Genomic DNA, 23,152 nt, shown 5'->3' on the forward strand with positions numbered 1-23,152 from the left:
ACATCAATTGCAAGTGCGGGGAGGCTGATCTGTAGCGGTACGCAAACGACTTAACAGACGCCGCCCCACTCAATGGCATTGAGCAGGCGTAGGACCTGACAGACGCCGACGTCTGTTTCACACAGCATTTCAGGTGACTTGCCTGCCAAGGCACGGGTCGGCCTGAACATCCAGGCCATAGCGTCGTTAGCGCTTTCAAAAACCTCGGTGGCCTGATTGAACACAAGATGCTTTCGCTCAAACACCACAACGCTCATGGTCTTTTCCATCGAGTCACCAATTCCATGATTAGGAAACCCTCCGCTTCACAGGTCAGCCCCGCGTAGTCTGCAAGTTTACTGCATGAATTCGGAAACAAGCCTTCGGCTACAAGAACAGGTATCTGCCTACGAAAACTAGAGATCTCGGCTACAAAGTGGCAGACACTGGCCCTACCTCCTCATCCCTTGTATGTTCCCTGTTGCGCCAGCCCATGGCGACACAGGGAACCATTTCTGCATTCAAGGGAGTCGTCATGCGTACACTGATCGTTGCCACCTTTGCCCTGAGCCTTTCATTGCCCATTCTGGGCGCCACTCCACCCTCTGCCAAACAGATCACCGCCTGGGCGCCTGCTGAAGTGCAGCAGATGGGCGTGCAAGTCGAAAATGTGGTTCCCGTGGCGTTGCCGAACAACGAGCAGGCTTATCTGGCGTCGGTATCTTATGAAAACGCAGGCAGGAATTTTCAGGCCGGTTATCTGCTGGTGCGCCCGACCCTCAAGCAGGCGCGAGCGCTTGAAGACTTCGGCGGGCAATACAACAAGATCCGCCTGCTCGACGACTACGGCAGCAGTCAGTCGGTGCTCATCATTGGCGGCGCCGGTTCCGGCCAGGGCAGTTCAGCCGGCAGCTATTCTCTGGTGGCCTTTGAGGGCTGGGAGCCGCGAACGTTGTACAGCGCTGGTGAACAAGACAACACAGGCAATTGCGGCCCAGAAGTGCAACGCGAGTGTTGGGGCAATCGGGTATTCCTCAATGTCTTCTCGGTGGGCGGTCCCGGCGGCAGGATCGGCCTGGTAGTGACCAACGTGAAATACACATCAGTCGACATGGAAAGCCCCCATCAATACACCCAAGAGTCGCAGCTGGTATTTGTTGACCACCCGGCGTACTGATCGCAGCGCCTGTCGCTGCCAGCGACTTTCCAGCAAGACCGGGAATAACTTACAAATATTGGCACTAACGTCCTAGTAACGTCGGAAAACACCGATATAGAGGCGTTAACTAGTTATTGTAGAAAACCCTAAATAAAGCCGATGTATAGCCGACATAAGTCGCATGCCTGCAGTACAACGAAGAAACATCTTTTTACTTGTACTGAAAGAAGCAATTGGCCATCATTGAACGATCATACAAGAAAGCTCGTCCGGCACACCTGCTTGTTCGAACACGAACAACATCAAGCAGCCTGGCCTTGAGCCACGGCGTCTCGAATGATTTCACACCTGAGCAATGACAGGCCCTGGCGGGTCTGTGGGCGTTCATTGCCTGCGCATGCGCGAGCCGCTGAGCGTGGCGGTTGCGCCGGGTGAAATCCAGCTAATCGATTCAACCAAACCGCGTGACGTACGTTAGGAAATATCTGGCCAGTCATGCCGTTATTTGCCTTACAGATCACGCGGGAATAGTTCAGGGCTGTATCCAGGCCGCCGTCTGAGATCCCCAGAATCATTTGCAAGCCACACTTTAAAACTGCCATGAAGGACTAAACATGAACTTGAGGGACTTGAAAGTCGGCACGCGGGCCGCAGCCATTTTTCTATTGCTCGGGGCGCTGGTGCTGGGCATGGGCGTGACCGCTCTGTTCCAGGCCAAACGTATGGATACTGCGACCGACGAAGTCAGGGAGGTCTGGTTGCCGGCGGTCATTGCCCTGGGAGACCTCGGCACTGATCTGGGGCGCGTTCGGGCACTCACCCTGCGCGCCATCCTGCAAGACGACAGCGCCGAGCGCGAGCGGACCTTCAGCATGATCCGCGGTATCAACGACGCCATTCCCAAGGTTGTCAAAAGCTATGAAGACACCATTCAGGTGCCAGAAGACCGTGCTTTGTTCAATGACTTCAAAGCCACCAGTGACCGCTATCACCAGTTGCAGACCAAGGTGCTTGCCACGCTGCAGGACGGACGCAAGCAAGAGGCGGTGGATCTGATCAACGGCCCGCTGGTCGAGTACGCCGACAACATGATGGCCTCCCTGAAGAAACTGGTGCGCTACAACGCCGATGGTGCCGTCAGTGCAGCCAAGCTCAGCAGTGATGTTTTCGATGAAGCCTTTGCCGTCATCATCGTCGCCTTGCTGGCGATTCTGCTGGCCATGGCGGTGATTGCCTGGGTACTGACCCGCAGCATCGTCAGCCCGCTGGCCGACGCAGTGACCGCCGCCAACCGGGTGGCCAGCGGCGACCTGACCCGCGACATCAAGGTCTCGGGCCACGACGAACCGGCACAGTTGCTGAACGCCCTGAACATCATGCAGCACAACCTGCGTGACACCATTACCCAGATCGCCGCCTCGTCGAACCAGTTGGCCTCGGCCTCCGAAGAGCTCAACTCGGTAACCGAAGACGCCAGCCGCGGCCTGCACAAGCAGAATGCCGAGATCGAGCAAGCCGCCACTGCGGTGAATGAAATGACCGCGGCGGTCGAGGAAGTGGCCAGCAACGCGGTGATCACCGCCGAAGCCTCCAAAGGCGCGGACAAGAGCACCGCCCAGGGCCGCGAGAAGGTCAATCAGGCGCTGGAGTCGATCGAGCATCTGGTCGGCGATGTGTCGACCACCTCCCAGGAAATCGAACAACTGGCCAGCCAGGTCAACGACATCAGCAAGGTGCTGGACGTGATCCGCTCGGTGGCCGAGCAGACCAACCTGCTGGCGCTCAATGCCGCCATCGAAGCCGCCCGGGCCGGCGAGGCCGGACGCGGCTTTGCCGTGGTGGCCGATGAGGTGCGCGGCCTGGCGCACCGCACCCAGGAGTCGACCCAGGAGATCGAGAAAATGATCGGCGGTATCCAGACCGGTTCGGAACGCGCCGTGGATGCGATGCAAAGCAGCCGCCAGCGCGCCACCGCAACGCTGGACGTGGCCCAGGCCGCCAACCAGGCGCTGGAGGGTATTGCCGAAGCGATCAATTCGATCAACCAGCGCAATCTGGTGATCGCCAGCGCCTCGGAGCAACAGGCCCAGGTGGCCCGCGAAGTGGACCGCAACCTGGTGAACATCCGCGACCTGTCGATGCAGACCTCGGCTGGCGCCAACCAGACCAGCGCCGCGAGCCAGGAACTATCGAGCCTGGCGGTCGGCCTTAACACCATGATTTCCCGTTTCAAGGTCTGACCGGTTTCACAATCGCGCCAATACAAGCGCTGCCAGCCTCTGGCAGCGCTGCACCGGTTATGGCCTACTCCACTGACCTCAGTTGATGGTACGCCCCCGCATGCCCTTTCCTCGCACTGCTTCCATCCCCGCCTGGCTTCGCCCTGTACTACGCCCGTTGCTTGATCCTTATCGCCGCTACCGACACGCCCGGCTGATCCATGCCGCCCGAATCTCGGTCGGCCTGCTGGTGTCGATCCTGCTCACCAGCGGGTTGAACCTGCCACATGGCGAATGGGCCTCGGTGACCATGCTGATCGTGATCGGCGGCCTGCAGCATCATGGCAATATCCGCAAGAAATCCGTGGAACGTGCCTATGGCACCCTGATCGGCGCAGGCCTTGGGCTGTGCGTGGTGGTCCAGCAGGGTTATCTGGAAATGCCGCTGCTGACCTACACCCTGATGTCAGTGATGTGCGGATTCTTCGCCTACCACGCCATCGGCAAGGGCGGCTATACCGCGCTCCTGTCAGCGATCACGCTGTTCATCGTCGCAGGCCATGGGGTCAACCCGATCAGCGACGGGCTGTGGCGCACGGTGGATATTCTGATCGGTATCGGTCTGGCGCTGGCGTTCTCGTTTGCCCTGCCGCTGTATGCGGTGTTCTCCTGGCGCTATAACCTGGCCAGCGGCCTGCGTGACTGCGCCAAGGTGTATGGGCGGATCAGCCATGGCCAGGCGGTCAACGCCGATGAACACCTCACGCTCACCGCCAGCCTCAACGCGACCATGCTGCAACTGCGCTCGCTGCTGCCGTCGGTGTCCAAGGAGGTGAAGATTTCCATGGTCGAGCTGGACACCATCCAGAGCCAGTTCCGGATGTGCCTGAGCCTGCTGGAAATCCTCGCCAATACCCGCCCGGCCAACCCTGACCCGCTCACCCGGGCGCTACTGGATGCCGACTACCGGCAGAACCGCCGCCGCCTGCTGGGCATGGCCAGGGCGTTGCAGACCGGCGCGACCGAACACCTCAACCGCAGCTTTGAAACCTTGCAGCTGCCCGGTGACGTTCCCGCCGAACTGACCGGTTATCTGCTGATGAGCCAGCGCCTGAGCCACACGCTCGATCAATTGCAGGCACGTCTGGCCAAGACCTCCCGGCGCTGGAAGTTGTGACCGGCAGGCAACACCCCGTACCATGCGGCGCATTGTAAGGAGACGCCCTTGTCCGCCAGCCGCCCGCCCGTTCTTGATGATCTTGACCACCGGTTGATCGCCGCTTTGCAGCTCAACGCCCGCGAAAGCGTGGCCGTGCTGGCCCGCCAACTGGGCATCGCGCGCACCACCGTGACGTCGCGGCTGGCACGCCTGGAAAAGAGCAAGGTCATCACCGGCTACGGTGTACGGCTGGGTCAGCGAGTGGTCGATGGCGGCCTGCAGGCCTACGTCGGCATCACCGTCAGGCCGCGAGCCGGCAAGGACGTGCTGCGTCGCCTCGCGACCCTCAGCGAAGTCCAGCAACTGTGCGCGGTGAGTGGCGAGTTCGACTATGTTGCCTGGCTACGCACTGAATCCCCGGAGCAACTGGACCAGTTGCTCGACCTGATCGGCAGTGTCGAGGGGGTGGAAAAGACCACCACCTCGATCATTCTCAGCAGCAAGATCGACCGCGGCCAGCCGGTTTGAATGGCGTTTTCGTCATAGTACGCAAGCAGGTCGTCAGATTGCATCACCGACGCACAGAGCGACGACAGTTTTCGTCTTATTAACGTGCTCATGCCTGCCTAGACTGTCCTTACCCGTGCCATCGCCACCATTAAGGGACAGCCATGAATCACCCTCGTCATCGTGCAGACGGTCAACAACCGATCACTATGTTCGGTCCGGATTTCCCTTTTGCCTTCGACGAGTGGATCACCCACCCCGCCGGGCTGGGCAGCATCCCGGAGCATCATCATGGCCGTGAAGTGGCGATCATCGGCTCCGGCATCGCCGGCATGGTCGCCGCCTATGAGCTGATGAAGCTGGGCCTCAAGCCGGTGGTCTACGAGGCTTCGCAGATGGGCGGGCGGCTGCGCTCCCAGCCATTCGAAGGCGCTGAAGGCATCATTGCCGAACTGGGAGGCATGCGCTTTCCGGCCTCGTCCACGGCGTTCTATCACTATGTCGACAAACTCGGCCTGCAGACCCAGCCATTTCCCAACCCGCTGACCCCGGCCTCCGGCAGCACGGTGGTGGATCTGGAAGGCAATACCTACTATGCGCAAAGCCTCAGCGACCTGCCCGCCCTGTTTCAGGAAGTGGCCGACGCCTGGGCCGACGCCCTGGAGAGCGGCGCGCGGTTTTCCGAAATCCAGCAGGCGATCCGCGAACGCAATGTGCCACGCCTCAAGGCGTTGTGGAATGAACTGGTACCGCTGTGGGACGACCGCACCTTTTACGACTTCGTGGCCACCTCGAAAGCCTTTGCCAAACTGTCGTTCTACCATCGCGAAGTGTTCGGCCAGGTCGGTTTCGGCACCGGTGGCTGGGACTCGGACTTCCCCAACTCGATGCTGGAAATTTTCCGCGTGGTAATGACCAACTGCGATGAAGACCAGCACTTGATTGTCGGTGGCGTGCAACAGGTGCCGCTGGGCATCTGGCGCCATGTGCCGCAGCACTGCGCCCATTGGCCGGCCGGCACCAGCCTGTCGTCACTGCACCATGGCGCGCCGCGCCCTGGCGTCAAACGCATCGCCCGCGCCTCCGACGGCCAGTTGGCGATCACCGACAACTGGGGCGACACGCGTCTGTACCCGGCAGTACTGACCACTTGCCAGAGCTGGCTGCTGACCACCCAGATCGAATGCGAAGAGTCGTTGTTCTCGCAGAAAATGTGGATGGCCCTGGACCGTACCCGCTACATGCAGTCGTCGAAAACCTTTGTGATGGTCGACCGGCCCTTCTGGAAAGACAAAGACCCGCAAACCGGCCGCGACCTGATGAGCATGACCCTCACCGACCGTCTGACCCGTGGCACCTACCTGTTTGACAACGGCGACGACAAACCAGGAGTGATCTGCCTGTCCTACTCGTGGATGAGCGATGCACTGAAAATGCTGCCACAGCCGATCGACAAGCGCGTGCGTCTGGCCCTGGATGCGCTGAAGAAGATTTACCCGAAGGTGGATATCGCCGCGCACATCATCGGCGACCCGATTACCGTTTCGTGGGAGGCCGATCCGCATTTCCTGGGTGCCTTCAAAGGCGCACTGCCCGGCCATTACCGCTATAACCAGCGGATGTACGCGCACTTCATGCAGCACGACATGCCCGCCGAACACCGCGGCATGTTCCTCGCCGGTGATGACATATCCTGGACCCCGGCCTGGGTCGAGGGTGCGGTGCAGACCTCGCTCAATGCGGTGTGGGGCATCATGAACCACTTTGGCGGCAAGTCCCCCGCCGACAACCCCGGCCCAGGCGATGTGTTCGATGAAATCGGCCCCATTGCGCTGGGCGACTGACACCGAGGTTTAGCATGCGGATCGCGATTTACCAATGCCCGCCCCTGCCCCTGGACATCGATGCCAATCTGGCGCGGCTGGCCGCCCAGGCACAGGCCGCCAGCCGTGCTGGCGCACAGTTGCTGGTCTGCCCGGAGATGTTCCTCAGCGGTTACAACATCGGCCGTCAGGCCGTCGAACGCCTGGCCGAAGCCGCAGACGGCCCGGCGGCCGAACAGGTCGCGACGATTGCCCGGCAAAGCGGTGTGGCGATTGTCTATGGCTACCCGGAGCGGGGCGCGGACGGCCTGCTGTATAACGCCGCGCAACTGATCGACGCGGCCGGCAACCGGCTGGTCAACTATCGCAAGACCCACCTGTTCGGTGAGCTGGATAAAACCATGTTCAGCGCCGGGGCCGCGCACTGTGCGGTGGTCGAACTGCACGGTTGGCGGCTGGGGCTGCTGATCTGCTACGACGTGGAGTTTGCGGAGACGGCGCGTCATCTCGCGCTGGCCGGTGCCGACCTGATCGTGGTGCCCACCGCCAATATGGCGCCCTATGACTTCGTGTGTGAGGTGACGGTGCGCGCCCGCGCCTTCGAGAACCAGTGCTACCTGGCGTATGCCAACTACTGCGGTAGCGAGGGCGAAATTCACTATTGCGGCCTGAGCAGCCTTAACGGGCCGCAGGGCTGCCGCCCGTTGCTGGCAGGCGAGGACGAAGCGTTGCTGATCGCTGACCTGCAACGCTCAGGCATCGATAACGCCAAGGATTTAAACAATTACGCCGCTGATCGCCGCCCTGATCTGTATGAGCGACTGTTGAAAAACTGAGCCGCCGTCATTGCATTGCGCGACTACACTGCAAGTGAGGATTGATGATCGGCCTCCCGGCCGGTCACGAGCAAAGTGTCTGTCAGCAGAGGATCACTCCATGAAAGCCGATCGCACACTCACCCCGCACTGGCACACAGGCTGCAGCCTGGAGCGGGCTCCTGATCGACATGGCCATGTACTGCTGTTTCGTCCCGGCGGCATGATCCGCCTGGACGATGACGCGGCACGGGTTGGCGAATTGATTGATGGTCGGCACACGGTCGAGCAGATCATCGAGATTCTGCATACCCGTTTCCCTAACCTTCCGGAAACGGGTACCGACGTTGATGACTTCATCAGGAGAGCCAGCCAGAAGCACTGGATCGACCTGCACTGAAGCGCCTTCGGGCCTGGCCAGGACCAGGCCTGAAAGCGGCGCGGCAGGTTACTTGCGGCTGGCGATGATGTACACCGCGTGGATGATGCCAGGGAAGTAACCCAGCAGGGTCAACAGGATGTTGAGCCAGAACGCGCCGCCGAAACCGACTTGCAGGAACACGCCCAGTGGAGGCAGCAGAATGGCGATGATAATGCGGATGATGTCCATGGGTAAGCTCCTGATTGAAGGGCCTTGATGGCCTGTATTCAATCGACCCTTGGCCGCTGTCAGTGGTTCCGTAGCTTCTGGCAGACCGCCATCACCCGACCCGGAACAAAAACACGTGCACAAAGAAAACCCCGCCGCAGCGGGGTTTTCCAGACTGTTTCCCTGACTTCCCTTTCTTCCCGCCATCCTGGCAGGTATCCCTTACGTGTCCCTGTTATCTAGTGCGCATCCTGCGCAACGTCCATGTGGCTAATTTAACTTTGGATCCTTTTTATCGAAAGAGGCGATTTGCCGCCACGTTGTGTAAGCCATGGCTTACACCAATGAGAATCATTATCAGAATTGCTCGGCGTCCAGCAGGTACAGCGATTCACTGCCTGCGCGTACCGCAGCGGCGAGTGAATGAATACGCGGCAACAAGCGAGCAAAATAGAAACGCGCAGTCGCCAGCTTGCCGGCATAGAACGAATCTTCAGCTTCTTTGGCTTGTGCGACCAGAGCCATGCGCGCCCACAGCCAGGCATAGGCGGTGTAGCCGAACAGATGCAGATACTCCACTGACGCAGCGCCGATTTCATTCGGGTTGCTGCGCGCGCGGTCAAGTATCCATTGAGTCAGGTCGTCGAGGGTCTGCAAGGCATTTGCCAGCGGCTTGACGAATTCCGCAGGCGCTTCGCCGCTGTCGATGAACTGCCGAACCTCCTCGGAAAACACCCGGTACCAGGCACCGTCAGAACCGACGATCTTGCGCCCCACCAGGTCCAGCGCCTGGATGCCGTTGGTGCCTTCGTAGATCTGGGTGATGCGCACATCACGCACCAGTTGCTCCTGGCCCCACTCGCGAATGTAACCGTGGCCGCCGAACACTTGCTGGCCGTGAACAGTGGTTTCCAGACCGACATCGGTGAGAAAGGCCTTGGCCACCGGGGTCAGCAACGCCACCAGTTGTTCGGCGCGCTCACGCTGCTGCGGCTCTTCACTGTATTTGGCGATGTCCAGTTGTACCGCCACATAAGTGGAAAATGCCCGCCCACCCTCGTTGAGGGCTTTCATGGTCAGCAGCATGCGCCGCACGTCGGGGTGCACGATGATCGGGTCGGCGACCTTGTCGCGGTTCTGCGCGCCCGTCGGCGCACGGCTTTGCAGACGGTCACGGGCATATTCGATGGCGTTCTGGTAGGAGCGCTCGCCGGATGCCAAGCCCTGGATGCCGACCCCCAGACGCTCGTAGTTCATCATGGTGAACATCGCCGCCAGGCCCTTGTGCGGCTCACCCACCAGCCAGCCACGGGCCTGGTCGAAATTCATCACACAGGTGGCAGAAGCCTGGATACCCATCTTGTGTTCGATGGAACCGCAACTGACCGGGTTGCGCGCCCCCAGGCTGCCGTCGTCATTGACCAGAAACTTGGGCACCAGAAACAGTGAAATGCCCTTGGGGCCGGCTGGCGCATCGGGCAGCCTGGCCAGGACCAGATGGATGATGTTCTCGGTCAGGTCGTGCTCACCGCCGGTAATGAAAATCTTGCTGCCGCTGATCAGGTAGCTGGCGTCGGGCTGCGGCTCGGCGCGGGTGCGGATGATTCCCAGGTCAGTCCCGGCGTGGGCTTCGGTCAGGCACATCGAGCCACACCAGACACCGGCGTACATGTTGGGCAGGTACTGCGCCTTGAGCGCCTCACTGGCATGGGTATTGAGCGAGACACACGCGCCTGAGGTCAGCATCGGGTACAGACCGAACGCCAGGCTCGCGGAGTTGAGCATTTCTTCGACCTGCGCCGACACCACCTTGGGCATGCCCATGCCACCAAACTCGGGGTTGCCACCCACGCCCACCCAGCCGCCCTCGGCATAGGTGCGGTAGGCATCGACAAAGCCGGTTGGCGTACTGACCACGGTGTCGTTCCAGCGGCAGCCCTCTTCGTCGCCGTTACGGCTCAGGGGCGCAATGCTGCGGCTGGTGACCTTGCCGGCTTCTTCAAGAATCGCCTCGACGGTTTCGGTGTCCACAGTGTCGGCCAATGCCGGCAAACTGGCCCAGAGTCGGGAAACCTCAAAGACCTCATTGAGGACGAAGCGCATATCACGCAGCGGCGCTTTGTAGTCAGCCATGGCACACCTCGCAAACGGGAAGCAAAAGATCTGAGCCTGGAAACCGGACCTGCCACAGACCGGTCAAGGCGTTCGAAGCCCGAGTTTAGCCGAACAACCATTACGACACATAGGGTCCGTTTGTGACCACAAGGTATTTATCAGTCACGCAAAATGGCAGGCCGAAAAAAACACGGCGCCGCCCATCACGGCCCGTGTCCACTTGTCTTTGCTGCTGTTCAGCCAACGGGGTCAGGGCTGCGCACCGCTCCGCGTTTGGCAGTCTGCCCATGCGCAATCACACAGTTGCGTCCGGCGCCCTTGGCGGCATACAGCGCCTGGTCGGCGGCCTTGAGTACTTCTTCAGGTGTGCGGTGTTCAGGCTGGCGCTCGGCCACCCCGATACTGACGGTGACCGACACGCTGCTGGCCGACGCAGCACCGCGCCGCTGCCGCCCCTGTTGATCGTCCTGCGGCCGGTTCTCCTTGTTGCGCAACTGGATCTCGTAGTGGGCAATGGTCTCGCGAATCACCTCAAGGTGCGGCAGGCACTCTTCCAGCGCCTTGCCGGCAAACACAATGGCAAATTCTTCACCACCGTAGCGGTAAGCCTTGCCGCCGCCATTGGTGATTTTCGACAGTTTGCTGGCCACCAGACGCAGCACCTGATCGCCCACATCATGGCCGTGGGTGTCGTTGAATTTCTTGAAGTGGTCCACGTCGCTCATGGCCAGCACATAGTTGCGTCCCAGGCGCTGCATCCGCTCATTGAGCGCGCGTCGCCCCGGCAAGCCGGTCAGCTCGTCGCGGAACGCCATCTGATACGCCTCATGGGCCACGCCTGCCGCAATCATCAGCATCACCTGGCTGCACATGATATTGAGCGTGAACGGCAGGATGAAGGTCTTGGGCAGTGCCCAGAACAGCGCCAGCAAACCGACCAGTTGCGCGGCATGCAGCGGCCTGGGTTTGCTCAGATACTGCCAGATCAACACGCCGAAGCCGATGATAAACATCAGGTACGACAGCTGGATCAGGCTCATCCACGAGCCGTGCAAGGCCGGCCAGCGAATGTCCGCCAGCCAGTTCTGCACTTCATTCGGATAGCTCTGCTCCAGGCCCAAGGCAACGCTGCCGACCACCAGCAGCACCGCCAGACGGGCCACGATGTCCTGAAACAGGTGAGTGCGCTCCTCCCAGGCCGCGTACAGCGCATACATCACCGGCAGTAGCAGGCAGGTCAGGTGGAAAATCACCGCCGCATCTTCGCGGACCCTGCCGTTGTCACGGTAGAAGTCCGTCTGGGTGTCGAGCAGAAAATAGGCAATGTACACCGTCACCATCAACGACAACTCGCGCTGACGCCGGTAGACCGCGCAATAGGCACCGCCCAGCAGCAGCACCAGGGTCGGCAGGACGTTGAACAGTGAGGTGAAGAACACACTCAGGTCTTTGACATAGGCCGCTGCCAGCCCAGCCAGGAACAGGCTGCCGGCGGGCAGGAAGTGACTCAGTCGTGCAGCAGATGGATGCAACAAGGGGGATGTCTCCTACTCGGCATCGAGCAATCGCTCAGCATGATGTCATTGTGCCCACATTCGGCAAGCAATGCATACAACCGAACCAATTAGTTAACTAAGTGCTGTAACGGCAGGAAACTCAAAAGGTTTATCAGGGATATATGAAGGTTATCTAACAGCGGTTGTTACCCGGACATCTGCCCAGAAAAAATAAAACGCCCCCGCTCGTGTGAACGGGGGCGTTTCCGGTATTGCTGGGCGGAGCCGAATCCGGACTCAGTAAGCCAGACCGAAGTCCTCTTCACTGATTTCCATCAGGTTGGCAGCGCCAGACAGGATCGCTGCGGCATGGCTGCGGGTGCGGGGCAGGATACGCTGGTAATAGAAGCGCGCAGTCTGCAGTTTGGCTTTGTAGAACGCCTCGTCGCCCGTACCCTCGGCAATCTTCTCCGCGGCCAGGCGGGCCATGTCGGCCCAGAAGTAAGCCAGGCAGACGTAACCGGAGAACATCAGGTAATCCACCGAAGCGGCGCCGACTTCTTCGCGGTCTTTCATGGCGGCCATGCCGACCTTCATGGTCAACTCGCCCCACTCCTTGTTCAACGCCGCCAGCGGGGCGATGTACGCCGACAGGGCTTCGTTGCCTTCGTTGGCCTGGCAGAACTTGTGGACGATCTTGGTGAAGCCCTTGAGCGCCTCGCCCTGGGTCATCAGTACCTTGCGACCGAGCAGGTCGAGGGCCTGGATGCCGGTGGTGCCTTCATAGAGCATCGAAATGCGGCTGTCGCGCACGTTCTGCTCCATGCCCCACTCGGCGATGAAGCCGTGACCGCCATAGATCTGCACGCCATGGTTGGCAGCCTCGAAGCCCACCTCGGTCATGAATGCCTTGGCAATCGGGGTCATGAACGCCAACAGCGCGTCGGCCGACTTGCGTTGCTCCTCGTCCTGGCTGTACTTGACGATGTCCACCAGCTTGGCGGTGAAGTACACCATCGCCCGGTTGCCTTCGGCGAACGCCTTGATGGTCAGCAGCATGCGCCGTACATCAGGGTGCACGATGATCGGGTCGGCGGCTTTATCTGGTGCCTTGGGACCGGTCAGCGAACGCATCTGCAGACGCTCGCGGGCGTATTTCAGGCCACCCTGGAACGCCACCTCGGCGTGCGCCAGGCCCTGCAGTGCAGTGCCCAGGCGCGCGGTGTTCATGAAGGTGAACATGCAGTTCAGGCCCTTGTTCGCCGGGCCGATCAGGAAACCTGTCGCACCGTCGAAGTTCATCACGCAGGTGGCGTTGCCGTGAATGCCCATCTTGTGCTCCAGCGAGCCACAGGTGACGGCATTGCGCGCGCCGATGGCACCTTGGGCGTCAGGCAGGAATTTGGGCACGATGAACAGCGAAATGCCTTTGGTGCCAGCCGGTGCATCCGGCAGGCGGGCCAGCACGATGTGCACGATGTTGTCGGCCATGTCGTGTTCACCGGCCGAAATGAAAATCTTGGTGCCGCTGACCTTGTAGCTGCCGTCGGCCTGGGGCTCGGCCTTGGTGCGCAGCATGCCCAGGTCGGTGCCGCAGTGCGGTTCGGTCAGGCACATGGTGCCGGTCCATTCACCGGAGACCAGCTTGGTCAGGTAGGTGTGCTGCTGTTCAGCCGTACCGTGGGCCGACAGGGTATTCATCGCGCCATGCGACAAACCGGGGTACATGCCCCACGACCAGTTGGCTTCCCCCACCAGTTCGCTGACCGCCAGACCCAGAGACTCCGGCAGGCCCTGGCCGCCATGCTCGACATCATGGGCCAGGCTCGGCCAGCCGCCTTCGACGAATTGCTGATAAGCCTGTTTGAAACCGGTTGGCGTTTTCACGCCAGACTCGCTCCAGGTACAGCCTTCGGTGTCACCGACCCGATTCAGCGGTGCCAGCACCTGCTCACAGAACTTGGCGCCTTCTTCAAGGATGGCGTCGACCGTATCGGGCGTGGCGTCCTCGCAGCCAGGCAGGCTCTGATAGTGCGCCGCATAACCCAGCAGTTCATCACGTACGAAACGAATATCACGCAAGGGGGCTTTGTAATCTGGCATAGCGAAAACCTCTGCTGGTGAATCCCGGAATGAATGACTGGCCGGTCATGCTGGAAACATTGTTGTCCAGCTGATGATCGCGGCCGCCCACCGATCAAACAGTTGTTTGAAACTTACGTTTACACCCGCACCTTGTCAATAGCGTGCCACTCACCATCGGTCTAACGTCACGATCGACCACGCACGACAAGGCCCGCAGCGATGCTGGCAACATGCATTCAAGTCTAGTTGAGCGAGTAGGGGTTGCGGGGACGATACACAGGGCGAACCGGACAAAGGCCGGAAACGAAAACGCCGTGCACAAAGGCACGGCGTTTCATATTCACCCTCTCGATGGGGCTGGCCTGAAAATCAGGCCCCAGGGTCAGGCGTAGGTGTCGATCAGGGTGCCCAGCGCTTCATTGCTTGCGCGCTGCGCAGCAGCGCCCGCTTCAACCTGCGCTTTGCCGGCCGCGAGCTCGACAATATTGGCGGGCAGATCGGAACGCTGGCTACGGTCGACGGAGCGCAGGTTTTCCAGCTGGAAATCCGAAGACTGGCTACGGCCGGAGACTTCGATACCGCTACTGGCGATCTGGGTGGCCGCCTGATCGACACGATCCTGCCCGACCTGAATAGCGGTCAAGCCTGGATAAAACGTGTTGCTCAAGGAGATTTGCATAAGCCAATCCTCAGCTCAGAGTTACAAACAAGCCTATTGAACCAGCAATAAAGGCAAAAGGCCCGATAAAAAGACTAATGGCACAACGCCTGGCAATAGGCTCAATCTTGAGCAAAAGCAAAAGTCCTTCTAGATCAGGCAGATGCCTTGCCCAAGGCGATCCAGGTGTAAATATCTGGCAACATTTTCGCTGTTCGCCTGCTCCAGACGCGGCACTTGGCCGAGACAGGGCGCCGGTAATTGTTCGCTCAAGGTCTGCAGATTTTCATGCAGACGCGAGGTGCCCGGATCGACAATGTTTGCCACCCAACCGGCCAATGGCAGGCCGTCGCGCAGGATCGCTTCGGCGCTTAGCACCGCATGGTTGATGCAGCCCAGGCGCACGCCCACCACAAGAATCACCGGCAGCTTCAAGGCCATCGCCAGATCGGACAAATATTCGCGGTCATTGAGCGGCACCCGCCAGCCGCCAGCGCCTTCGATCAAGGTGAAGTCGGCCTGGCGCGCGAGCAAGCGTTGCATGGCGGGCAATAGACTGGCCAGCTCAAGCTGCACCCCTGCTTCCCTCGCGGCCAGATGCGGGGCGATGGCCGGTTCCAGGGCCAATGGGTTGACCTCGGCGTAGTCCAGCGGCAGCGAGCATTCGCCAAGCAACGCCAAGGCATCGCTGTTGCGCAGGCCATCGGCGGTGCGCGTGCAACCGGACGCCACCGGCTTGCCGGCCACGGTACTCAACCCGGCGTGCCGCGCCGCACGCAGCAAGCCGGCCGCCACGGTGGTCTTGCCGACATCGGTGTCGGTGCCAGCAATGAAAAAAGCTGAACTCATGGCTGGTTTTCCAGAACCGCGTAAAGCACCTGATAGGTGGCCGGTAGCCCCTGTGGCTGGCGAAACGCTTCGTAGGCCTGCAGCAAACCTTGCATCCGTTGCCGCCCGGTCAGCCCGGTCGGCCGGCCCGGATTGAGGTTGTGGGCACCCAGCGCTTTCAACTCATGGGTCAGGCTGCGTACATCCGGGTAGTGCAGCACGTGGGGTAGCACTTCCAGGCTGCGAATACGCAAGCCGCTGGCGTCACACAAGCGCTGGTAGTCGTGCTGCTCACGAAAGCGATTGACGTGCACCTGACCGTCCACTTGCTGCCAACTGCTGCGCAGCTCATGCAGAGTGCCGACGCACAGGCTGGAGAATGCAAACACCCCACCGGGCCGCAATACCCGCCGCGCCTCGCTCAATACCGCAGCGAAGTTGCCGCACCACTGTACGGCCAGGCTGGAGAACAGCAAATCGAAACGGCCACCGTGCAACGGCAGATTTTCCGCATCGCCAGCGACAAAATGTGCAGCGCCGCCCTGGGGCTGTGCATGGCGCAGCATGCCTTGGGCAATATCCAGCGCCATGCCCTGCGCAGCCGGGAAGCGCTGCGCCAATGCGCGGCTGAAGTACCCGGTGCCGCAGCCCAGGTCCAGCCACTGCGCAGGCGTCAGTGCCTGAGGAATCCCCCTCAACAGGTGTTGCCCGACCGCTCGTTGCAAGTCGGCCACACTGTCGTAACTGCCCGCCGCTTTGGAGAATGATGCGGCGACCTGTTGTTTGTCTGGCAGGCCGAGCCCACGCACGGCACAAAGATCAGTCATCATCGGACTCATGTAAAAAGGCCCGGATTGCCGCCGCCACTCCATGGGGGTTTTCCAGAATAAATGCATGGCTGGCCTGTTCAATCACGCCAACCTCCACATCTGGCAACAAGGCCAATAGATCGCTTGCCGCTTCAGCGGGCACAAACGCATCGTTACCGGCAAACAGGTGTAATTGCGGGCCACGATAGCTCTGCAACGCTTCACGGGTATCGAGCCGCTCCAGCAGCCTGAGGCCATCGAGCAACGCTTGCTTCGAGGCATTGGGCGCCGCGGCCTTGAGCTGCCGCGACAGGCCGCGCGGGTCGGCGCTGCCCTGGCTGCACAACAGGCTGAAGCGGCGCAGGGTCACGTCGGGGTCGTGTTCACAACCGCTGAGAAACGCCGCAAAGTCAGCCGGCGTCATCGCATGCGGCCAGGCGCCATGCGGCACAAAGCAGGCGTTGCTGGCCAGGGTCAGCAAACCGCAACAACGCTCGCCACGCCGCGCCGCCAGCTCGGCGGCGAGCATGCCGCCCAGCGACCAGCCGCCCAGCCACACATCGTCAGGCAGGCCATCGTCCAGTTCATCGAGCCACGCCGATAAATCCGCGTTGCCCGTTTGCGGCAACGGCTCGACCTCGACTTTCAGGTGCTCATCCAGGCCGCGCAAGGCGGCAGCCAGCGGCTCCAGCGGCGAGACACCCAAGCCCCAACCGGGCAACAACACCAGACGATCACGCATGAGCCTGCTCCATCGTTTCATCCACACCCAGCAGTGGCCAGCACTGCGCCAGTGCTTGCAACAATAGCTGCACCTGCTCGGATGTGTGGGCCGTGCTCAGAGTGACCCGCAAACGGGCACTGCCGGCCGGCACGGTGGGCGGGCGGATCGCAGTCACCAGCAGGCCGCGCTCGCGCAACATCTGCGACAGGCGCAAGGCCCGTCCGGCATCGCCAATCAAGATCGGCTGGATCGGTGTAAAACTGTCCATCAGGGTCAGGCCGATTTGCTCGGCGCCCTGACGGAACTGCGCGATCAAGGCATTGAGGTGCTCGCGCCGCCAGTGTTCACTGCGCAGCAGTTGCAGGCTCTTGAGCGTGGCACAGGCCAGCGCCGGCGGCTGGCTGGTGGTGTAGATGTATGGCCGGGCAAACTGAATCAGCGTCTCGATCAGCTCTTCACTGCCCGCAACAAACGCCCCGCTGGTGCCAAACGCCTTGCCCAGCGTACCGATCAGCACCGGTACATCGTCGATACCCAAACCAAAGTGCTCGACACAACCTCCGCCATTGGCCCCCAGCGGGCCAAAGCCATGGGCATCGTCAACCATCAGCCAGGCGCCGCGAGCTTTAGCGGTACGCGCCAGGGCCGGCAGGTCGGCAATGTCGCCGTCCATGCTGAACACCCCGTCGCTGACTACCAGGCTGTCACCCACGGCCTTGTCCAGACGCGCCGCGAGACTTTGCGCGTCGTTGTGCAGGTAACGGCTGAACCGCGCACCGCTGAGCAGCCCGGCATCGAGCAAGGACGCATGATTAAGGCGGTCTTCGAGCACACTGTCGCCCTGCCCCACCAAGGCGGTGACCGTCCCCAGATTGGCCATGTAGCCATTGGAGAACAGCAAGGCGCGCGGGCGCCCGGTGAACTCGGCCAGAGCCTCTTCCAGCTCGTGATGCGGGCTGCTGTGACCGATCACCAGATGCGAAGCCCCGCCGCCGACACCCCAGCGCTCGGCACCGGCCTGCCAGGCAGCGACCACCTCTGGATGGCTGGCCAACCCGAGGTAGTCATTGTTGCAAAAGGTCAGCAGCGCCTGGCCGTCGACCACCGCCAGCGGCCCTTGCGGGCTTTGCAGCAGCGGGCGCTGACGATACAACTGCGCGGCGCGCCGCTCCGCCAGGCGGGCACTTAGGTCAAAGCCCATATCGGTCAGGCCGAGACGGCGTTGTAGAACATCGAACTGCTCTTTTGCTCCACCAGTGCCTGCTCGATGGCGGCCTGATGCACTTCGTCGGCATGCTCCTCACGCTCTTCGGGCTTGATGCCCAGGCGGGCGAACAACTGCATGTCGCGGTCAGCCTGCGGGTTGCCGGTGGTCAGCAGTTTCTCGCCGTAGAAGATCGAGTTGGCCCCGGCAAAGAACGCCAGTGCCTGCATCTGCTCGTTCATCGCTTCGCGGCCCGCCGACAGGCGCACGTGGGATTTGGGCATCAGGATGCGCGCCACGGCCAGCATGCGGATGAAGTCGAACGGATCGACGTCTTCAGCGTTTTCCAGCGGTGTGCCGGCAACCTTGACCAGCATGTTGATCGGCACCGACTCCGGATGCTCGGGCAGGTTGGCCAACTGGATCAGCAGGCCGGCCCGGTCGTCCAGCGACTCGCCCATGCCCAGAATGCCACCAGAACAGATTTTCATGCCCGCGTCGCGCACATAGGCCAGGGTCTGCAGGCGCTCGCTGTAGGTGCGGGTGGTGATGATGCTGCCGTAGAACTCCGGCGAGGTGTCGAGGTTGTGGTTGTAGTAGTCAAGGCCCGCATCGGCCAGGGCTTCGGTCTGTTCGCGGTCGAGCTTGCCCAGCGTCATGCAGGTTTCCAGGCCCATGGCCTTTACGCCTTTGACCATTTCCAGCACGTAGGGCATGTCTTTGGCTGACGGATGTTTCCAGGCCGCGCCCATACAGAAACGGGTCGAGCCAATCGCCTTGGCCCGTGCCGCTTCCTCAAGCACCTTCTGCACTTCAAGCAGCTTCTGCTTGTCGAGGCCGGTGTTGTAGTGGCCGGACTGCGGGCAGTACTTGCAGTCTTCAGGGCACGCGCCGGTCTTGATCGACAGCAGGGTCGAGACCTGAACCCGATTGGCATCGAAGTGCGCACGGTGCACGGTCTGCGCCTGAAACAGCAAGTCATTGAATGGCTGTACGAACAGCGCCTTGACCTCGGCTAAAGTCCAGTCGTGACGCAGGGTAGCTGTAGTGCTGGCGCTCATCGGCGGCTCCTTTTATTGAACGGACTCTGCGCCCGGGCGAAAGACCACAGACACGACACGGTTGTCCGGCGAGATTTTTCGGAATGATTAGGGAACGGCCATGCCATGTCAACCACACAAAGAAACACAGGTTTACATCTGGTTAAATTTCACTCAATTCTGTTTGTTATGCGATGAGCCCAGCGATACATCGCTGGCCATCTGTGTGGCTTGCGAAGCCGAGCTGCCCTGGCTGGGCGATCATTGCCTGTGTTGCGCGCTGCCGCTGACAGGATCAGGCTACGGGGCTGGCGAATGTTGCGCGCAGTGCGATCAACGGCCACCGGCGTTCAGCCAGGTCATCACGGCCTGGACCTACGAGTTTGTCGTCGACCGGCTGATCACCCGCTTCAAGCATCGCCAGCAGTGGCCATTGGGCAAGCTGTTGGCAGAGTTACAAGGCCAATACCTGCAACATCGCTTCGACGAAGGCCTGCCAAGACCCGATGCGTTACTGCCGGTGCCCCTGGCCAGGCAGCGCTTGCGCCAGCGCGGTTTCAATCAGTCGGCGATGCTGGCCAACTGGCTGGGTGAACAGTTGCAACTGCCCGTGCAAGCGCGGCAATTGCTGCGCACCCGCGATACGCCCTCACAACAAGGCCTGAGTGCCAAAGCGCGCAAACAGAATCTGCAAGGTGCCTTCAGCCTGACCGACAGTCACTGGGTACAGGGTAAGCACCTGGCGCTGGTCGATGACGTGCTGACCACCGGCACCACAGCCCAGAACCTCGCGCAACTGCTGACCGGCGCCGGGGCGCGGCGGGTGGATGTGTATTGCCTGGCCAGAACACCCGCGCCCGAGGACTGAACACTAGGGGCTGTTGCCGTTTCATCACAGCCGCGCCGAGGTCTGTTTTGTCGGCTTGCACAATCTTCATTCAGTTGGAGACGGGGCGACAAAACAGCCACGGCCCTACGGGTTGCGCCCCAAATCGCGTCATGCTTCGTCGGAGGACTTGAAAAGGGAGTGACCATTTCCTGCGTCCTCCGCCTCGCCTGACACGATTTGGAGCTGCAACGCAATCTGTACTGAAACGGCAACAGCCCCTAGGTTTTGGCATAGACTCTGGCAATCTCTGCTTTGCTGGTCGTCTGGTCATGCCGCTATCGTCTTCCCTGAGCCAATACATGGTGCGTCGCCCACAGCGCCTCGCGCTGTTGCAGCACATTGCCGAGCAAGGCTCGATCACCCGCGCAGCCAAGAGTGCCGGGCTGAGCTACAAAGCCACCTGGGATGCGATCGATGAGCTGAACAATCTTGCGCAAAAGCCGCTGGTCGAGCGCAGCGTCGGCGGCCGCGGCGGTGGTGGTGCCAGGTTGTCGGTCGAAGGCGCACGTATCCTGCGTCTTTATCAGCGCCTGCAAGCCCTGCAGGCTCAGGTGCTGGAGGCCGCCGAACACGACAGCGACCTGCAATTGCTCAGCCGTCTGACCCTGCACACCAGCGCCCGCAATCAGTTACTCGGCAGCATCCAGAGCATTACCCGGCAAGGCATCAATGATGTTGTGCGCCTGACCCTGGCCGGTGGTGAATGCATCGACGCGCAAATTACCCATGACAGCACCCAGCGCCTGGAACTGGAAAACGGCAGCGAAGTCATGGCCCTGATCAAGGCCGGCTGGCTCGAACTGCTGGCCCCTGAACAGGCGCCGACAACCGGTTACAACAACTTGCACGGCCAGCTGCAAAGCATTCTCGATGCGCCCGACGGTCCCAGCGAAGTGCGGATCGCCCTGGCCAATGGTCAGACGCTCTGTGCCCTGGCTGCGCCGCAGCGGCTTGCGGCACTGGGGTTGGCCCCATGCAGCGCAGTGCAGGCCCGGTTTTTGCCCTCACAAGTGCTGTTGGGCACTGTGGTGTGAAGCATCCGGGCGTCATACCGTCGACATAATTTAGTAATACTGAATACTTAATGTTACGGCCACATTCGTGGGAGCCGTGATGATGAAATTATTAGAAGAAAACCAGTCTACCGACCTCGAAAAAATGGTCGGCCTCACCCGCCGCAGTTTTATCGGTGCGGGCACCCTGGCCGGTGCCGCGCTGTTTCTCGGCGGCGACCTGCTCAGCCGCAGCGCTCTGGCCATCGGAGTCAGCGAAGCCAACAGCAAACTGCTGGGGTTCGACAGCATCAAGGCCAGTGTCGATGACAGCATCAGCCTGCCGCCTGGCTACCGCTCGTCGGTGCTGATCAGTTGGGGCCAGCCGCTGCACAAGGACGGCCCGGCCTTCGACCCTACTGGCAAGGGCACAGCCGAAGCACAGGAGCTGCAGTTCGGCGACAACAACGACGGCATGAGCCTGTTCCCGATGCCTGGCCAGCCTGACCGCGCGCTGTTGGCGATCAACAACGAATACACCAACTACCGCTACCTCTTTGAGCACGGCAAGAACCCCGAGTCTGCCGAAGAAGTGCGCAAGGCGCTGGCCAGCGAGGGCGTTTCGGTCATCGAGATCAAACGTAGCAATGGCCAGTGGCAGTTCGTTCAGGGCTCGTCGTATAACCGGCGCATCCACGGCAACAGCCCGATCACCCTCAGTGGCCCGGCGGCCGGCCACGACTGGCTGAAAACCAGCGCCGACGCCAGCGGTCGCCACGTGCTGGGCACCTTCCAGAACTGCGCCAACGGCAAGACCCCATGGGGCACCTACCTGACCTGCGAAGAGAACTTCACCGACTGCTTCGGCAGCAGCGATGCCCAGCAGAAGTTCGATGCCGGCCTCAAACGCTACGGTGTAGTGGCCGCCAGCAAGGACATCAACTGGCATCAGCACGATCCGCGTTTCGACGTGGCCAAGAACCCCAACGAGGTCAATCGCCACGGCTGGGTGGTGGAAATCGATCCGTTCGATCCCAAGTCCACGCCGGTCAAACGCACAGCCCTGGGCCGCTTCAAGCACGAGAACGCCGCCCTGGCGCAGACCAAAGGCGGCCGCGCCGTGGTCTACATGGGCGACGACGAGCGTGGTGAGTTCATCTACAAATTCATCAGCCGCGACAAGATCAACCACGACGATCCGCAGGCCAACCGCACCCTGCTCGACCACGGCACCTTGTATGTCGCGCAGTTCGATGACGGCGACAACAACCCCGACCATCCCAAAGGCAAAGGCCGCTGGGTCGAACTGACGCATGGCAAGAACGGCCTGGACGCCGCCGCCGGCTTCAACAGCCAGGCCGAGGTCCTGATCCATGCGCGGCTGGCCGCCAGCGTGGTCAAAGCCACCCGCATGGACCGCCCGGAGTGGATCGTGGTCAGCCCCAAGGATGGCCAGGTGTATTGCACCCTGACCAACAACGCCAAGCGCGGCGAGGACGGCCAGCCGGTTGGCGGGCCAAACCCGCGGGCCAAGAACCAGTACGGGCAAATCCTGCGCTGGCGCGAAAACGGCGATAACGCCTCGGCGATGGCGTTCGACTGGGATCTGTTCGTGGTGGCTGGCAACCCCACGGTCCATGCCGGCACGCCGCAAGGCGGATCGAGCAATGTCACGCCGCAGAACATGTTCAACAGCCCTGACGGGCTGAGCTTCGACGCGGCGGGCCGGTTGTGGATTCAGACCGACGGCGACAGCAGCAACAAAGGTGATTTTGCCGGCATGGGCAATAACCAGATGCTCTGCGCCGACCCGGCCAGCGGCGAGATCCGCCGCTTCATGGTCGGGCCGATCGGCTGTGAAGTGACCGGCATCAGCTTCACGCCGGACTACAAAACGATGTTCGTGGGCATCCAGCACCCTGGTGAAAATGGCGGCTCGACCTTCCCCGAGCACCTGCCGGGCGGCAAACCGCGTTCCTCGGTGATGGTCATCACCCGTGATGATGGCGGTGTGATCGGCGCCTGAGGCATCGCCCAACATGTAGGAGCGGCTTCAGCCGCG

Annotated in this window: 21 protein-coding genes; 10 read left to right on the plus strand and 11 right to left on the minus strand. The window is 61.2% G+C overall.

The window, feature by feature from the left end; translation table 11 throughout:
* Positions 1–50 precede the first annotated feature (50 nt).
* The gene (locus NJC38_RS21245; RefSeq protein WP_253116975.1) at positions 51–269 is read right to left on the minus strand and encodes an MbcA/ParS/Xre antitoxin family protein; all 219 of its coding nucleotides are present in this window, start codon (positions 267–269) and stop codon (positions 51–53) included.
* 245 nt (positions 270–514) lie between these two features.
* Between NJC38_RS21245 and NJC38_RS21250 the strand changes: the two genes are divergently transcribed.
* The 7 genes from NJC38_RS21250 to pqqD all read left to right on the plus strand — a co-directional run bounded on the left by NJC38_RS21250 (position 515) and on the right by pqqD (position 8,061).
* Positions 515–1,156, plus strand: coding sequence for a hypothetical protein (locus NJC38_RS21250; RefSeq protein WP_253116976.1), 642 nt, complete (start codon positions 515–517; stop codon positions 1,154–1,156).
* A gap of 596 nt (positions 1,157–1,752) precedes the next feature.
* The gene (locus NJC38_RS21255) at positions 1,753–3,378 is read left to right on the plus strand and encodes a methyl-accepting chemotaxis protein (protein WP_253116977.1); all 1,626 of its coding nucleotides are present in this window, start codon (positions 1,753–1,755) and stop codon (positions 3,376–3,378) included.
* 100 nt (positions 3,379–3,478) lie between these two features.
* The gene (locus NJC38_RS21260; RefSeq protein WP_253116978.1) at positions 3,479–4,534 is read left to right on the plus strand and encodes an FUSC family protein; all 1,056 of its coding nucleotides are present in this window, start codon (positions 3,479–3,481) and stop codon (positions 4,532–4,534) included.
* 48 nt (positions 4,535–4,582) lie between these two features.
* Positions 4,583–5,044 carry an Lrp/AsnC family transcriptional regulator gene (locus NJC38_RS21265; RefSeq protein WP_045484369.1) on the plus strand — a complete coding sequence of 154 codons (462 nt, stop codon included), beginning with the start codon at positions 4,583–4,585 and terminating at the stop codon, positions 5,042–5,044.
* A gap of 143 nt (positions 5,045–5,187) precedes the next feature.
* Complete coding sequence (locus NJC38_RS21270; protein ID WP_253116979.1) at positions 5,188–6,867, plus strand: FAD-dependent oxidoreductase; 1,680 nt, start codon at positions 5,188–5,190, stop codon at positions 6,865–6,867.
* A gap of 14 nt (positions 6,868–6,881) precedes the next feature.
* Positions 6,882–7,682, plus strand: a complete 801-nt coding sequence (locus NJC38_RS21275; RefSeq protein ID WP_253116980.1) for a carbon-nitrogen hydrolase family protein — start codon at positions 6,882–6,884, stop codon at positions 7,680–7,682.
* A 100-nt stretch (positions 7,683–7,782) separates the two neighbouring features.
* Positions 7,783–8,061 carry a pyrroloquinoline quinone biosynthesis peptide chaperone PqqD gene (pqqD, locus tag NJC38_RS21280; protein WP_045484378.1) on the plus strand — a complete coding sequence of 93 codons (279 nt, stop codon included), beginning with the start codon at positions 7,783–7,785 and terminating at the stop codon, positions 8,059–8,061.
* Between the two features lie 48 nt (positions 8,062–8,109).
* On the opposite strand, the gene NJC38_RS21285 is transcribed toward pqqD, so the two are convergent.
* The 10 genes from NJC38_RS21285 to bioB all read right to left on the minus strand — a co-directional run bounded on the left by NJC38_RS21285 (position 8,110) and on the right by bioB (position 19,230).
* Complete coding sequence (locus tag NJC38_RS21285) at positions 8,110–8,271, minus strand: YqaE/Pmp3 family membrane protein (protein WP_045484381.1); 162 nt, start codon at positions 8,269–8,271, stop codon at positions 8,110–8,112.
* A gap of 336 nt (positions 8,272–8,607) precedes the next feature.
* A complete protein-coding gene (locus tag NJC38_RS21290; RefSeq protein WP_045484384.1) occupies positions 8,608–10,383 on the minus strand; it encodes an acyl-CoA dehydrogenase C-terminal domain-containing protein in 1,776 nt (591 codons plus the stop codon).
* Positions 10,384–10,601: 218 nt separating this feature from the next.
* Positions 10,602–11,900 (minus strand): GGDEF domain-containing protein, encoded by a 1,299-nt coding sequence (locus tag NJC38_RS21295; RefSeq protein ID WP_253116981.1) that lies wholly within the window; start codon positions 11,898–11,900, stop codon positions 10,602–10,604.
* Positions 11,901–12,158: 258 nt separating this feature from the next.
* Positions 12,159–13,964: a phenylacyl-CoA dehydrogenase gene (locus NJC38_RS21300; protein ID WP_045484390.1), complete on the minus strand. Its 1,806-nt coding sequence runs from the start codon at positions 13,962–13,964 to the stop codon at positions 12,159–12,161.
* Between the two features lie 364 nt (positions 13,965–14,328).
* Positions 14,329–14,625: a pyrroloquinoline quinone biosynthesis protein PqqE gene (locus tag NJC38_RS21305; RefSeq protein ID WP_253116982.1), complete on the minus strand. Its 297-nt coding sequence runs from the start codon at positions 14,623–14,625 to the stop codon at positions 14,329–14,331.
* Positions 14,626–14,754: 129 nt separating this feature from the next.
* Positions 14,755–15,453, minus strand: coding sequence for a dethiobiotin synthase (bioD, locus tag NJC38_RS21310; RefSeq protein ID WP_253116983.1), 699 nt, complete (start codon positions 15,451–15,453; stop codon positions 14,755–14,757).
* Positions 15,450–16,259 carry a malonyl-ACP O-methyltransferase BioC gene (gene bioC, locus NJC38_RS21315; protein ID WP_045484405.1) on the minus strand — a complete coding sequence of 270 codons (810 nt, stop codon included), beginning with the start codon at positions 16,257–16,259 and terminating at the stop codon, positions 15,450–15,452. Before bioC ends, bioD begins: the two co-directional genes overlap by 4 nt.
* On the minus strand, positions 16,252–16,983 hold the full coding sequence (locus NJC38_RS21320; protein ID WP_253116984.1) for an alpha/beta fold hydrolase: 732 nt from the start codon (positions 16,981–16,983) through the stop codon (positions 16,252–16,254). The genes bioC and NJC38_RS21320 overlap by 8 nt, the downstream gene beginning before the upstream one ends.
* Positions 16,976–18,166 (minus strand): 8-amino-7-oxononanoate synthase, encoded by a 1,191-nt coding sequence (bioF, locus tag NJC38_RS21325; protein ID WP_253116985.1) that lies wholly within the window; start codon positions 18,164–18,166, stop codon positions 16,976–16,978. Before bioF ends, NJC38_RS21320 begins: the two co-directional genes overlap by 8 nt.
* A 5-nt stretch (positions 18,167–18,171) precedes the next feature.
* The gene (gene bioB, locus NJC38_RS21330) at positions 18,172–19,230 is read right to left on the minus strand and encodes a biotin synthase BioB (RefSeq protein ID WP_045484415.1); all 1,059 of its coding nucleotides are present in this window, start codon (positions 19,228–19,230) and stop codon (positions 18,172–18,174) included.
* A 100-nt stretch (positions 19,231–19,330) separates the two neighbouring features.
* Here bioB and NJC38_RS21335 point away from each other — a divergent pair, with 100 nt between their 5' ends.
* The 3 genes from NJC38_RS21335 (at position 19,331) to NJC38_RS21345 (ending at position 23,116) form a co-directional block, all read left to right on the plus strand.
* Positions 19,331–20,077, plus strand: coding sequence for a ComF family protein (locus NJC38_RS21335; RefSeq protein ID WP_253116986.1), 747 nt, complete (start codon positions 19,331–19,333; stop codon positions 20,075–20,077).
* A gap of 290 nt (positions 20,078–20,367) precedes the next feature.
* Positions 20,368–21,132, plus strand: a complete 765-nt coding sequence (locus NJC38_RS21340) for a TOBE domain-containing protein (protein ID WP_253116987.1) — start codon at positions 20,368–20,370, stop codon at positions 21,130–21,132.
* A gap of 82 nt (positions 21,133–21,214) precedes the next feature.
* Positions 21,215–23,116 carry a PhoX family phosphatase gene (locus tag NJC38_RS21345; RefSeq protein ID WP_253116999.1) on the plus strand — a complete coding sequence of 634 codons (1,902 nt, stop codon included), beginning with the start codon at positions 21,215–21,217 and terminating at the stop codon, positions 23,114–23,116.
* Positions 23,117–23,152: the final 36 nt, after the last annotated feature.

Source organism: Pseudomonas sp. 21LCFQ010 (genome assembly GCF_024129905.1).
Lineage (GTDB): Bacteria > Pseudomonadota > Gammaproteobacteria > Pseudomonadales > Pseudomonadaceae > Aquipseudomonas.

Coding starts and splice junctions, on each gene's coding strand:
- NJC38_RS21260 (WP_253116978.1), top strand. CDS start 3,479: ATGCCCTTTCCTCGCACTGCTTCCATCCCCGCCTGGCTTCGCCCTGTA.
- pqqD (WP_045484378.1), top strand. CDS start 7,783: ATGAAAGCCGATCGCACACTCACCCCGCACTGGCACACAGGCTGCAGC.
- NJC38_RS21300 (WP_045484390.1), bottom strand. CDS start 13,964: ATGCCAGATTACAAAGCCCCCTTGCGTGATATTCGTTTCGTACGTGAT.
- NJC38_RS21335 (WP_253116986.1), top strand. CDS start 19,331: ATGCCATGTCAACCACACAAAGAAACACAGGTTTACATCTGGTTAAAT.
- NJC38_RS21290 (WP_045484384.1), bottom strand. CDS start 10,383: ATGGCTGACTACAAAGCGCCGCTGCGTGATATGCGCTTCGTCCTCAAT.
- NJC38_RS21345 (WP_253116999.1), top strand. CDS start 21,215: ATGAAATTATTAGAAGAAAACCAGTCTACCGACCTCGAAAAAATGGTC.
- NJC38_RS21255 (WP_253116977.1), top strand. CDS start 1,753: ATGAACTTGAGGGACTTGAAAGTCGGCACGCGGGCCGCAGCCATTTTT.
- bioB (WP_045484415.1), bottom strand. CDS start 19,230: ATGAGCGCCAGCACTACAGCTACCCTGCGTCACGACTGGACTTTAGCC.
- bioF (WP_253116985.1), bottom strand. CDS start 18,166: ATGGGCTTTGACCTAAGTGCCCGCCTGGCGGAGCGGCGCGCCGCGCAG.
- NJC38_RS21285 (WP_045484381.1), bottom strand. CDS start 8,271: ATGGACATCATCCGCATTATCATCGCCATTCTGCTGCCTCCACTGGGC.
- NJC38_RS21275 (WP_253116980.1), top strand. CDS start 6,882: ATGCGGATCGCGATTTACCAATGCCCGCCCCTGCCCCTGGACATCGAT.
- NJC38_RS21270 (WP_253116979.1), top strand. CDS start 5,188: ATGAATCACCCTCGTCATCGTGCAGACGGTCAACAACCGATCACTATG.
- NJC38_RS21250 (WP_253116976.1), top strand. CDS start 515: ATGCGTACACTGATCGTTGCCACCTTTGCCCTGAGCCTTTCATTGCCC.
- bioD (WP_253116983.1), bottom strand. CDS start 15,453: ATGAGTTCAGCTTTTTTCATTGCTGGCACCGACACCGATGTCGGCAAG.
- NJC38_RS21245 (WP_253116975.1), bottom strand. CDS start 269: ATGGAAAAGACCATGAGCGTTGTGGTGTTTGAGCGAAAGCATCTTGTG.
- NJC38_RS21340 (WP_253116987.1), top strand. CDS start 20,368: ATGCCGCTATCGTCTTCCCTGAGCCAATACATGGTGCGTCGCCCACAG.
- NJC38_RS21305 (WP_253116982.1), bottom strand. CDS start 14,625: ATGCAAATCTCCTTGAGCAACACGTTTTATCCAGGCTTGACCGCTATT.
- bioC (WP_045484405.1), bottom strand. CDS start 16,259: ATGACTGATCTTTGTGCCGTGCGTGGGCTCGGCCTGCCAGACAAACAA.
- NJC38_RS21320 (WP_253116984.1), bottom strand. CDS start 16,983: ATGCGTGATCGTCTGGTGTTGTTGCCCGGTTGGGGCTTGGGTGTCTCG.